At 33.3% G+C, this 12,577-nt stretch carries 8 protein-coding genes; 2 read left to right on the top strand and 6 right to left on the bottom strand.

Annotation, left to right across the window (positions count from 1 at the left end; all coding sequences use genetic code 11):
- Positions 1-17: 17 nt before the first annotated feature.
- Both N4A35_05970 and N4A35_05965 read right to left on the bottom strand, forming a co-directional pair.
- The gene (locus N4A35_05970) at positions 18-1,931 is read right to left on the bottom strand and encodes a sensor histidine kinase (GenBank protein ID MCT4580946.1); all 1,914 of its coding nucleotides are present in this window, start codon (positions 1,929-1,931) and stop codon (positions 18-20) included.
- Between the two features lie 4 nt (positions 1,932-1,935).
- Positions 1,936-2,694 (bottom strand): LytTR family transcriptional regulator DNA-binding domain-containing protein, encoded by a 759-nt coding sequence (locus tag N4A35_05965; GenBank protein MCT4580945.1) that lies wholly within the window; start codon positions 2,692-2,694, stop codon positions 1,936-1,938.
- A gap of 302 nt (positions 2,695-2,996) precedes the next feature.
- On the opposite strand from N4A35_05965, the gene paaZ reads away from it, so the two are divergent.
- On the top strand, positions 2,997-5,045 hold the full coding sequence (gene paaZ / locus N4A35_05960; GenBank protein MCT4580944.1) for a phenylacetic acid degradation bifunctional protein PaaZ: 2,049 nt from the start codon (positions 2,997-2,999) through the stop codon (positions 5,043-5,045).
- 69 nt (positions 5,046-5,114) lie between these two features.
- On the opposite strand, the gene N4A35_05955 is transcribed toward paaZ, so the two are convergent.
- On the bottom strand, positions 5,115-5,867 hold the full coding sequence (locus N4A35_05955) for an RNA methyltransferase (protein ID MCT4580943.1): 753 nt from the start codon (positions 5,865-5,867) through the stop codon (positions 5,115-5,117).
- Between the two features lie 64 nt (positions 5,868-5,931).
- On the opposite strand from N4A35_05955, the gene N4A35_05950 reads away from it, so the two are divergent.
- Entirely contained in the window at positions 5,932-8,511 is a 2,580-nt protein-coding gene (locus tag N4A35_05950; protein MCT4580942.1) for a BamA/TamA family outer membrane protein, read from the top strand.
- Positions 8,512-8,533: 22 nt separating this feature from the next.
- Here the strand turns inward: N4A35_05950 and N4A35_05945 are convergent, their stop codons facing one another.
- The 3 genes from N4A35_05945 to N4A35_05935 are packed head-to-tail and all read right to left on the bottom strand — an operon-like array spanning position 8,534 to position 12,499.
- Complete coding sequence (locus N4A35_05945) at positions 8,534-9,268, bottom strand: hypothetical protein (protein ID MCT4580941.1); 735 nt, start codon at positions 9,266-9,268, stop codon at positions 8,534-8,536.
- A gap of 1 nt (position 9,269) precedes the next feature.
- Positions 9,270-10,925, bottom strand: a complete 1,656-nt coding sequence (locus N4A35_05940; GenBank protein MCT4580940.1) for a S8 family serine peptidase — start codon at positions 10,923-10,925, stop codon at positions 9,270-9,272.
- A gap of 14 nt (positions 10,926-10,939) precedes the next feature.
- Positions 10,940-12,499 carry an NAD(P)/FAD-dependent oxidoreductase gene (locus N4A35_05935; GenBank protein MCT4580939.1) on the bottom strand — a complete coding sequence of 520 codons (1,560 nt, stop codon included), beginning with the start codon at positions 12,497-12,499 and terminating at the stop codon, positions 10,940-10,942.
- Between the last annotated feature and the right edge of the window lie 78 nt (positions 12,500-12,577).

The following is a 12,577-nucleotide window of genomic DNA, read 5'->3' as shown; positions in this document are numbered from 1 at the left end:
CAGTCAACGCATTAAAGTTAATCTACTGCTTCTCTTAAAACGGTTTCCTTATAAAAAACTTTAAAAATAGCACCTTCATTGTATTCATACTCAACAGAACCATGTAATTGTTTTGCCAAACTTTTGATTAATCTCAAACCTGTTGTATTTGGATTTTCAAATGAAACACCACTATAAACTCCCTTTCCATTATCCTTTACGGTAAGGACATTCAGACCTTCTTCTTTTTGACAAAGAACTGTTAGGATATTTTGCTCATTTGAGTCGACAAAAGCATATTTAAAAGCATTAGTAATCAACTCATTTAAGATTAATCCTAAAGGTACAGCTGTATCAATATCAAGCTTACATCCTTGGGGTACTTTAATCTCTTTTGTGATACTAACTTTATTATATAAGATATTAATATTACTAACTAACGTATTGATATAGTCCTCAAAGTCTACTTCTAAATCGTCATTTTGATATAACTTCTCATGGATTAAGGACATAGATTTCACTCTATTTTGCCCCTCTATAGCCATTTCTATAGCTTTTTCATCTTTAATACCTTTTACCTGTAACTTTAATAAACTGGAAACTATTTGAAAATTATTTTTTACCCTATGATGTATTTCTTGAAGCAACAGTTGTTTTTCTTGTTCTCTTTTGGTTAGTTTTTTATGTTTTATTCTGAGAATCAATATACTTATAACTGCCATCAATACAATCACTCCCAATAACATCAAACTATATAAGAATCGCTTTGATTTTTCATTGGCTAAGGACAACTCATATTCATTTTCCTTGACTACCGCTCTTATTTTATTAGTTGCTAATACTCCTGCCAGATCTTTAGTATAAATTTCCCTTATATGTGTAACACTTAAATAATGGATTTTTTTCGCTTTTTCATAATGTCCCTTACTAAACAAAGCTTCCCCAACTATTCTTAAAAGCTGATAATATTCATTGGGAGGAATGACAGCTTTAGATTGCTGAATAAGCGTATCTGAAAGCGCTATGATATCATTAACATTAAATTTATTTAGAATCTTCTTCGAATACAAAGCAGTATCGGAGAAGTTCCCTAATAATTGGATATAATATGAATAACTATACTCCTTATAATTAGTACTGTTGTATACTTCATCCAGCAATTTAAATATTCTTTCTTCTTCTCCTCCTTTATAAATTAAAGCGTCTATAAGATGACAAAGATTACCATAATAAAAAATGGATTTATTAGGACGCTTACGCTCCAAAAGCAAATTCGTTTCACAAAGACTTATATACGCTTCTAATCTGCCTCTCATTAACAAAAAATCACTGTAATAATAATTAGAGACTATCATTAGACTTGTATCCTTTAAACCCTCAGCGATTGTTTTATTCTCAAAACACAATTTTTCCCCTTCTTCTAGGCTTCTCTTGATGATGGTTAATATTATTGGATAAATATTTTTATAAAAGATCGCTCTTTGTACATTATCATCTTTTTCATTGAATTGGTCAATATACTTAGATAGCACCTCATGTTCTCTTTCTGCCTCCTCCATCATAACAAGTTCAGTTAAGAATGTAATTTGAAGCCACTTAATTTTAACATAAGAAATATCAATCAACTCTTCCTTAGGAGGAGCCAAATATTCAATTAAGTAGTGATGAACATCAATTTTATTTATTGTATTATCATTGATTACTTTGTTTATAAAAGCATAGATATCTTCATTGCTACACTCTTGGGAAAGAGCTATTCTATGAAGCGTTTTCAGATAATTATTCGATGCTGTATCTCCGCTTAATTCTTCATAAACCAATAATGCGGAGTCTTTCTTATTTTGTAATATAAAACGTTCTATTTTCTTAACCTCTAAAGCATCGACTTGACCATAAAACAAGCTTAAACTGAAGAAAAAAACAAAACCTAGAATTCCTATTTTATTACACATATCATTAACCTTTATTAATATGGTTCATTAACCCTCTCTTATACTTTATTCCTAATGGAACTTTAATAGAATTAATAATCAGGTTAGCATGTTCTATACGCTCTAGATATGCTAAATTGATGATATAGCTCCTGTGAATCCTTAAAAAGTTTTCATTTAGCTTTTCTTGGTATTCATTCAAAGTTGACCTTACTATATAATTTTGATTACTTTTTGTTCTAACCTCAACGTAAATATTATCACTTTTCACATAAATAATATCTTCTAAATCAACGCGATTAAATCCATCTTTATCCTTTATAAAAATTGATTTATTTAATAAAGTATTAATTGCTTTACTCTGTCTTTCCTTTTGAATAGCGTGATTATGCAAAGCTAATTCAACAGCTGCAAAGAGTTCTTGATTATTGAATGGTTTAATTAAAAATGCAGCCGGCTCTGTTAACTTTGCCTCATTAAGAGTGAGTTTATCAGAGTTAGAAGTCAAAAATATAAAAGGAAATTTATAATGTTCTTGAACATATTTTGCTAAATCAATTCCGCTTTTTTTACCAGATAACTTTATATCAAATATCCCTATATCAGGCTTTTCATTTTCTATTGCTTTTACAGCATTAGTAAAATTTATTTCAGGTTCTAAAACCAGATATCCCAAACTAGATAATGTATCTGCTATTGTATCTGCAATAAGCATTTCATCCTCTACTATCAACACTTTTATTTCTTCCACAAGTCTATCTCTTTTTATAACAAAACCTCTCATTATTAAAAATAACGAGAGGCTTTAATTAATTTGCTAAGTAAATCAAAAAACAGTATTTTACCTACACCTTAAACCTTTATTTATATAAAATATTCAATACTATCTTTATTCAATAAAATTTTAGACTAAGGTGCTATTAAGTCATAGCATAACAAAAAAAATGTTGTAAACAGCCTTTATATCGTTGTAAAACGTATTAAATATGTAGAGAAACGAACAAGCTTTTTATGTAAGGCATCCTCTAGATAAAATCTCATACATTTTCCGTATATTCGTACCACTAAACTAAAACGAATATTACAATGAAAATACAAAACTATGTACAGGGAAAATGGATTGATGGAGAAGGAACTGAATTGGAAGTTTTTAACGCCATTAATGGAGATTTTATAGGAAATGTTTCCAGTGCTGGTTTAGACTATGAAGCAATTTTAGACTATGGACGTAAAGTTGGTGGTCGTGCTTTACGTAAAATGACTTTTCAAGAAAGAGGTTTAATGTTAAAAGCTTTGGCTTTACACTTGCTTTCTATTAAAAAGAAATTCTACGCACTAAGTGCTGCTACTGGTGCAACAAAAATTGATTCATGGATTGATATTGAAGGAGGAATCGGGAACCTTTTTGCCAATGCTTCTCTAAGAAGACAATTCCCAGATTTACCATACTATGTTGATGGCGAAGCAGCTCTCCTTTCTAAAGGAGGAAGTTTTATAGGACATCATATCATGGTTCCTAAACAAGGGGTAGCGGTTCATATTAACGCGTTTAACTTTCCTATTTGGGGGATGTTAGAAAAAATAGCAGTCAACTTAATGGCAGGTGTACCAGCAGTTGTTAAACCTTCAGAATACACGAGCTATTTAACGGAATTGATGGTTAGAGAAATTATCGACTCTAAAATTTTACCTGAAGGAGCTTTACAACTGGTTACAGGAAAAGGGCATGGTATTATTGATCATGTTAATTATCAAGATGTTGTAACATTTACTGGTTCTGCACACACAGGGATGAAATTGAAAAATCAATCCAATATCATCCAAAACTCAGTGCCTTTTAACCTTGAGGCAGATTCTTTAAATGCTTCTGTTTTAGGTGAAGATGCTAAACCTGGAACGCCTGAATTTGATATTTTTATCAAAGAGGTTCAAAAAGAAATGACGGTAAAAGCTGGACAAAAATGTACGGCAATTCGTCGTATTTTGGTTCCTGAAAACTTAATTGATGATGTTCAAAGTGCATTAAATGCTCGTTTAGCTAAAAATACAATTGGAGATCCTTCTATTGACGGTGTAAGAATGGGGGCTTTAGCTTCTAGATTACAAGTAGAACGTGTCAAAGAAAATGTTGAGCAATTAATGCAATCGCAAGAAGTTGTTTTTGGGGATATGGAGAATTTTGAAATTACTGGAGGGAGTAAAGAAAAGGGAGCTTTCTTCTCTCCTATTTTATTCAGAAACAACAATCCATTTGAAAATACAGATGTACACAACATCGAAGCTTTTGGACCTGTATCTACTTTGATTCCTTATAAAAATCTTGATGATGCTGTTGATTTAGTCAGAATGGGAAAAGGATCATTGGTTACCTCTATTATTACTGCTGATGATCATTTAGCAACTGATTTTGTAGTGGAAGCTGCACATACTAATGGACGTATCTTAGTTTTAAATGAAACCTGTGCTAAAGAAAGTACAGGGCACGGCTCTCCAATGCCATTATTAACACACGGTGGACCAGGTAGAGCTGGTGGCGGTGAAGAAATGGGAGGAAAAAGAGGTATTTTACACTATTTACAACGTACTGCTATTCAAGGTCATCCACAAACAATTACAGCTATTACGAAGCAATTCCAAGTTGGAGCCAAGCAACCTGAAGCGAACCCACATGTATTTAGACAACATTTTGAAGAGTTAAAAGTTGGGGATACTGTATTTACTCATAAACATACTGTTATCGAATCAGATATTAATAGCTTTGCTCAAGTGAGCGGAGATAATTTTTACGCACATGTTGATGCTACTTCTCTTGAAGGGACTATTTTCGAAGGAAAAGTTGCACATGGATATTATATTTTATCCAAAGCTGCGGGAATGTTTGTAGACCCTAAAAAAGGTCCAGTTCTATTGAATTATGGGATTGATGAATGCCGTTTTATAAAACCTGTTTACCCAGGAACAACTATTGGTGTTCGTTTTACTGTAAAAGAAAAAATTGATCAAGAAAAGAAATCTGAAGATGATGTAGCGAAAGGAATTGTAAAGTTCTTAGTCGATGTTTATGATGAGACAGGAGAAACAGTTGCTTTAGCCACTATATTAACAATGGTTAAAAAATTAGATCAATCGAAATAAATTGATTAAGCCTCAACTGAAATAGTTGGGGCTTTTTTTTACAAAAACTAATTTACTAAAATAAATATACTACCTGTTCTGTCTATAATATTCATTACAAAATATTCCAGTAGAAACAGCTAAATTTAAAGACTCTGTTTTTCCTGCACCAGGTATTGTTACAGGATGTGTTATATAAGGTTTTAGCGTTTCTGAAATCCCATGAGATTCGCTTCCCATTAAAATTATTGAGGGATTGACAAATGCTGTTTGATAAATTGATTTGCCTTCTAGTAATGCCCCATATACTGGCAACTTGACCTCTTTGAAAAAAGTTGGTAAATCTATATAGTTGATTTTCGCTCTAAAAATAGACCCCATTGTTGACATAATCACTTTGGAGTTGTAACAGTCTACGCTATTCGTAGAACACACGATTTGTGAAATTCCAAACCAATCAGCAGTACGAATAATTGTACCTAAATTCCCTGGGTCATTTACTCCATCTACTACCAAAATAGTTTCCGAAGTATCTACTACACTATTTTCCTGAGGAATTTCGACTAAAGCCAAGACTTTATTAGGAGAAGATAAATGTGTTATTCGCTCTAATTCTTTTTCAGAAACAACGATAGCATTGGGAAAGTTACCTGCAACTTCTTTTAATGCATAAATCGCATTAATTCGATAAGCTGATACTAACAATTCTTCTACAATTTTTATTCCCTCTACGACAAAAAGCCCATTTTCTTTCCTTTTTGACTTACGTTTAAGTGAATTAATTCGTTTTATATCTGATTTTGTGAGCACCTTTCTTATTTTTACAGTCGCGAAGTTAAGCATTTAATTGATTTTGATAAAAAGGGGCTACATATATCTTGGAATTCTACTTCCTATTTTTATGTTCATGCATTCATGTAGCATCACTAAACATGTACCCGAAAACCAATTTCTACTAGATGAAAACAACTTTAAAATTCAGCAAGATACTAGCCTTTTGTTTTCTAAACATGAAAACATCGACGAAGAGGAAATGCAGGATATTTTAAAGCAAAAACCTAATCGAAAAATATTGGGACGTGTCCGTTTCTACTTACGTTTATACAACCTTTCTAGTGAAAAACGAATCGTCAAGCATCGAATCAAACAACAAAAAAAAGCTGAACGAAAAAATAAACGTATTCACGAAAAAAACGAGAAGAAACAAAAAAAAGTTGCTAAAAAGAACGAACAGTTAAAAGCTAAAGGCATTCAAAACGACACTATTTATCCACCTCTTGAATTTAGACCCAAACCACCTGTCGAACCTAAATTAACTTTTGGTGAGCGCGTTAGAGAATCTGGTGAAAAACCTGTTATCATTGATTCTGTAAAAACAGTTACTTCTGCCAAACAATTGAATATTTACCTTATCAATAAAGGTTATTTTAACAATACTGTTGATTATCAAATTACCTATTATCCTGATACGATTCCTAAACGTAATGGAAAGTTCAAAGTCAAACATAAACGAAAAGCAAATCGTGGAGAAATTGATTACCTGATCAACCTTGAAAAGCCCTACAGAATAAAGGGTATTTCATACAATGTAACCGACACTTTAATCTTGAATTACCTTGATTCAATTGATGATCAAGCTATCATTAAGACTAACCAAATTTACGATTCTGAGAAACTCAATAAAGAGCGAGAGCGTATCACTACATTTTTGATGAATAATGGGTATAAATACTTTAACAAGGAATTTATTTACTTTAAAATAGACAGTAACCTCAACAGTAATCAGGTAAACGTTGAATTAAGAATACAAAATTATAAATATAAAGATCCTGTTTACGATACCATTTTGGAACGTAACCATGCGCAATATAATGTAATGAAGGTTGAAATATATCCTGATTTTTCTCTTAAAGCAGACGATTATGCTTATAAAGACTCTCTTTTCTTCACTAAAAATATTTCTATTATTTCTCGTAAAGAATTAGGGTTTAAACCAAAATTACTCTACAACTCTGTACGATTTATGGAGGGGGATTTATACAATCAAAATAATGTTATTGCGACCTACAAAACACTATCTTCTTTGGGAACATTTGAATCGACTGCAATTGAATTTGACACCTTAGAAAATGGCTGTAATGATTTGGTTGCAAAAATCCGATTAAAACCAGCAAAGACACAAAGTTTTACGATTGCCACAGACGGAACCCATAGGAATGGGCTATTAGGTATTGAAGGAAGAGTAGCATACTCTCATAAAAACATCTTTAAAGGAGCAGAAAAACTTCAAATTAGCTTAAGCGGAGGAATAGAGATGCAACAACTATTAGTTGACCAATCAGCTGATGAAGATGGACTGGAAGATGTTATCTCTAATTTTTCTAGTTTCAATACCATCGAATTTGGTCCCTTGGTAAATCTTACGATCCCTAGGTTCGTTTTTATTGGCAAATTATTTCCTAAAGCCTATAATCCCAAAACTGAATTTTCAGGAGTAATCAACTATCAAAAACGTCCCGATTTCACTCGAAACAAGGAAAACTTTTCATTTGGTTATGTATGGCATGAAAAATCACCTATCACCTATCGATTTACTCCTATTAACATTAGTGCTATTGACATCACTAAATCGGATGCTTTTCAACAAAAAATAGATGAATTAAATGATCGGTTATTGGCTGCTAGTTATCAGGATCATATTATTGCAAGTACTAAATTAAGTTTTACCTATAATGGTCAAGACATTAAGAAAAAACAAAAAAATCAATATTATTTCCAATCTATTTTTGAAACGGCAGGAAACTCTTTAAGAGCTTTTTACAACCTAACTAACCAAGAGTTGAACAGTGATGGAGCCTATGAGTTTTTGGGAATACGTTTTGCCCAATTTGCTAAGCTTTCTGGTGATTTCAGACATTACAACAACCTTACAAAAAGAATTCGCGTGGTATCTAGGGTTGCTGGAGGAGTTGGGATACCTCTTAAAAACCTTAATGAAGCTCTTCCATTTGAAAAAAGCTTTTATGCTGGGGGTGCCAATGGTATGCGTGCTTGGAAAGCGCGTACGTTAGGACCAGGGTCTTATTACGACTCTACTCGTAGTTTTGATAAAATCGGAGATATTCAATTAGAAGGGAATTTTGAAATTCGCTTTCCTATCTCTAGCTGGATTGAAGGAGCTACATTTCTTGATGCTGGAAATATTTGGTTGATCAATGAAGACTCTTTACGTACTGGTGCTGAATTTAAAGCCGAAAACTTTATTGCTGAGATTGGTATAGGAACGGGATTTGGCTTACGAATGGATTTGGATTTTTTTATTATCCGTTTTGACTTTGCATTCCCATTAAGAAATCCAGCCCTACCTGTTAATGAAAGATGGATTGGCTACGGGAAGCTCAGTGATTATTCAAGTTATAATGATGGTTCGTTTAGAAGAAGTTTTTTTCCTTGGCAATTTAATCTAGGAATTGGCTATCCTTTTTAACCCCTGTTGGTATAGAAAATCATTATTCATTTTCATGAATCAAAAATTCCAATCCAATAATTAGTCTTGGTATTTCTGTTTGGCCATTATCAAAGGCATTTGAAACGCGATACTTCGCAAAAATATCCCAATAATGCTTTCCATATTTTGCTACCACTCCATATTGAAAAGGAGGAGCAAATGGCAGTCGTTTATAGACTATTTTTTGATTGATGGGATAACCATTATCATATACTGACTTTGTTACAAATCGCCTTGAGATATTATAATCCACATACCCTCCAAGTGTAATATAATTTCCCAATTGGTTCCCTCTTTTAGGTCTTAAATTGAATTGCATCGCTAAATCAGTACTGACTTTGTAAAAGACATACCTCGCCTTTTCAATTGCTGCTTTATAATTCAAGGTATTGGTGGAGTTAATTTGGTTTAAAGCATAACTCTCCAATGAAAAATCGAAATCAAAAATCCCCGCAAACCATTTATTTAGTTGATATTTATAAGTACTCCCTGATGCCACTTTTAATGCATTCCATTTTACAGATAGTGAAGTATCCTGAAAAGGAGTCGCTATAATTTTACCTAAACCAAAATAAGAATAATAATACTTTTTTCGATTAGGTCCAAAACCATTATCAATCGTTGAAAAATCTTCAGGAACTTGGTCTTTAATCAAAACTGTCTGTCCCACACAACCCAATGATACCGAAAGTAATAACAGCAGCAAGATTAAAATATGTACACGCTTCTTTTCCATACTATAATTTTAACTCTTGAACGTACCCTTTATAACTAAACCTCAACAATTTACCTTTATATTCATCTAAAAATAGCCTCAAAACTTCTTTTTGGTTGACTGCTATCACCTGATACTCATCTAAATACTTTTCTTGATTTTCTACATGAAAATAAAGAACATCTGGTTCACTATTAGGAATATTACTCGCTTGATGGTTAAAAAAGTCATTTAAGTGAAAAAACGTTATACGCTTTCTAGCTTTCTCAGAGGTCACCCACTTATTCTCTACAAAGCTTTCCTCATTTATTCTTACTATTAATTCGACCTTATCTGTTGTATCAAGAGAAAAGGTTGGAGTAACCATACCTCTTTTTAAGGAATCAATAAAGTAACTTGCTTTTGGCATACCATAACCAGTGGCGTAATCAAAATAAGGATATAAAGAAGCTGATCGTTCTATTTCCTTAAACAACTGCATATTGGTTAAACTACTATCTTTTTCCCATACACAAGCGGCAAAACCAGCAACTAAAGGGCTTGCAAATGATGTTCCTGTTAACTCAGTTAAAATCGAATAGGTATCATAGCCTAATGCATGACCAAAGGCACTTACATTCGGTTTAAGATGGTGTCTAGCATTGGGGCCATACGAACTAAATGAAGTATGCAAACCTGTCCAGGGGTTTATCCCTCCAACAGTTAGTGCGCTATCCGCATCTCCTGGTGCTGCGACATACTTCCATTCACTTCTCCCCTCATTACCTGCTGCATTAACCACCAAAATACCTTTACGAGCAGCTAAATTAGCCGCACGCGAGATGATGGTTGTATTACCATCCATATCTTCTAAAAAATGAGCGGCTTTGGTATACCCTAACGAACTATTGATTATATCAGCTCCATTTTTATCAGCCCATTCTACTGCTTCCAACCAATCTTCTTCCTCGGCTATCCCCTCATAGGTAACTCTTTCTGTTCTTGCTAAAAGAAATTCAGCATCTGTAGCCATCCCTACTTTTTTGCCATTATAAACTCCTGCAATACAAGACAAAACAGATGTACCATGTGAATTATATCGATAAACGTCTGGTTTGTTTTTTTTAAAATCCCAAGTTTTAATAATTCGATTATTATTCCTAATGTGTTCAAACAATTGAGATTCATCAACTTCAGGAAACCCCGCATCGATAATACATATTCGAATGCCTTTACCTGTATATAAACTATCAAATAAATGCCCTTCTAAGGAAGTAATCTGCGCTTCTAACAACTCACTTTCCCCATTGTCTAAACTGAGTAAATTTGCAGTAGATAAAATTTCCTGCTCTCCACTCATTGCCACAACTTCGCGAACGAATGCCAAATCTTTTACACGATCAATAGCAGCATCATCTACCCAACATGCAACAGCATTAAACCAACGTGATTTCCCTGTTATTGAATCCGCCAATGCATCAATTCTTTGAAAGTAATCGTTTCGAATCGGCAAATCAGAAAACTCAACCAATGGTATATTGTGTTTGGTACGTCGTTGTATAGCTTTAGCATCAAAATAGGTATATGGGTTAAACTCTACCCCATCTTTATCACTAAAACGTATCCAGTATTTTCGAGATTGCCCCCATAAACAAGTGCTACTTCCTATAATTAAAATAAACAGAAAAAAACGCACCATATTACTTTGATTAATTATGAAAAGTCAAAAGTGTTTTCCATTTCAACTCCTCCATCATCTAAATTATTCCCTCCTGTTAATTGTTGTAACGGAGTACACACCCCATTTACGCAACTATAGGCCTTAAGGTTATCTTTAAATACAGATGACTTAAATACAGACTGATTCATTAACATTCTAACACATTCTTGAATCCCTTCAATAATAGATGGATGCGGATGTACTAAATCTGCTAATAAACGAATACTTTGTCCTGTTTTGATTAACAATGCAACTGCTTGGATGGCGCTTGATGCGTGTTCTCCAATCGCTCGCATACCTAAGACTTTCATTTCATCATCATTGGTAACGATAATTTTGAAGAAACCTTGAGTTTTACGCATCGCTATTGCTCTTGCTATACATGAAAAATCTATTTTAACTACTTTGATTGGTAGTCCACGTTCAGCACACTGTTTTTCATTTAAGCCAACAGCTGCTACTTCTGGTTCTAAAAACATGATTGTACTTACATTATCATAAGACAATGGAGTTGTTTTCTTACCAAATATTTTTTCAACAGCTTGACGGCCTTCTAGTTCTCCCATATTCACCAATGCAATACGACCACTTGCATCTCCAACGGCATAAATATTTTCGATATTTGTTTGGGTATCTACATCTCCGATATGTCTACCTCTTTTACTCATTTCAACCCCAGCTTTATCCATGTTAAGCCCTTTGACATTGAGTTCTCTCCCAATAGCCAGCAATGCTTTTTCTACACGAATAACTTCTCTTTTACCGTCTTTGTACGATAATTCATACTCAACTTCTCCATCAACAATATCCAATCTCTCTAATTGAGAATTATGATGTATCGTTACGCCATTAGCATCTAAATTCCCCTCTACCATATTCGAGATGTCTTCATCTTCAAAAGGTAAAATATGATCAGCTCTATCAATCAAGTAAACCTTTGTTTTACCAAAATTTGAAAAGATCGTTGCATATTCACAACCAATAACTCCAGCTCCGACAATTACCATACTTTTAGGAAAGTCGTCAATTTGCTCTATTCCATCACTGGTAAGAATCACTTTTTCATCCACGATTGCATTAGGTAATTTTCTTGGAGTACTTCCAGTAGCAATAATGGTATAATCAGCATGAATACGTTTTACTTTTCCATTCTTCTTCTGAATTTCTATGGTTTTATTATCCACAAAACTTCCTAGACCTCTTTCGTAATGAAAAAGACTATTAGAACCGGTTTCTAACAATTTAATGTGACAAGAATATTGAGACTTACGATCAAAAACAGCTTCTTTTACTGTTTTTTGTGCTTCCTCCCAACTAATTTCAAATTTACTTCGTCCTACCGAAACAATACTTTCATTAACTGACTTTACTTTTTGAGAAAGCTCCCATAGTGTTTTGGAAGACAATGCTCCATTGTATAATCCTGCCCCTCCTACTTTATCTTTTTCAATTAAGATAACTTTTTTTCCAAAATCTACTGCTCTCATGGCAGCGGCATAACCTGCTGGCCCTGCACCGATTATACACAAATCGTATTTTTCTAATTCTTTCATTCGAATTGGTTGAATAAATATAGTGCCAAATTACTTATTTTTTTGGTGAAGTTGAAAGATTTAATGAGGATTTTTTAG

The sequence above is a fragment of the Flavobacteriales bacterium genome (assembly GCA_025210295.1).
GTDB lineage: Bacteria > Bacteroidota > Bacteroidia > Flavobacteriales_D > Parvicellaceae > S010-51.
Note: the sequence above shows the minus strand (reverse complement) of the source record. Positions and strands in the feature narration are given on the sequence as shown.

Coding starts and splice junctions, on each gene's coding strand:
- N4A35_05970 (MCT4580946.1), bottom strand. CDS start 1,931: ATGTGTAATAAAATAGGAATTCTAGGTTTTGTTTTTTTCTTCAGTTTA.
- N4A35_05965 (MCT4580945.1), bottom strand. CDS start 2,694: ATGAGAGGTTTTGTTATAAAAAGAGATAGACTTGTGGAAGAAATAAAA.
- paaZ (MCT4580944.1), top strand. CDS start 2,997: ATGAAAATACAAAACTATGTACAGGGAAAATGGATTGATGGAGAAGGA.
- N4A35_05955 (MCT4580943.1), bottom strand. CDS start 5,867: ATGCTTAACTTCGCGACTGTAAAAATAAGAAAGGTGCTCACAAAATCA.
- N4A35_05950 (MCT4580942.1), top strand. CDS start 5,932: ATGCATTCATGTAGCATCACTAAACATGTACCCGAAAACCAATTTCTA.
- N4A35_05945 (MCT4580941.1), bottom strand. CDS start 9,268: ATGGAAAAGAAGCGTGTACATATTTTAATCTTGCTGCTGTTATTACTT.
- N4A35_05940 (MCT4580940.1), bottom strand. CDS start 10,925: ATGGTGCGTTTTTTTCTGTTTATTTTAATTATAGGAAGTAGCACTTGT.
- N4A35_05935 (MCT4580939.1), bottom strand. CDS start 12,499: ATGAAAGAATTAGAAAAATACGATTTGTGTATAATCGGTGCAGGGCCA.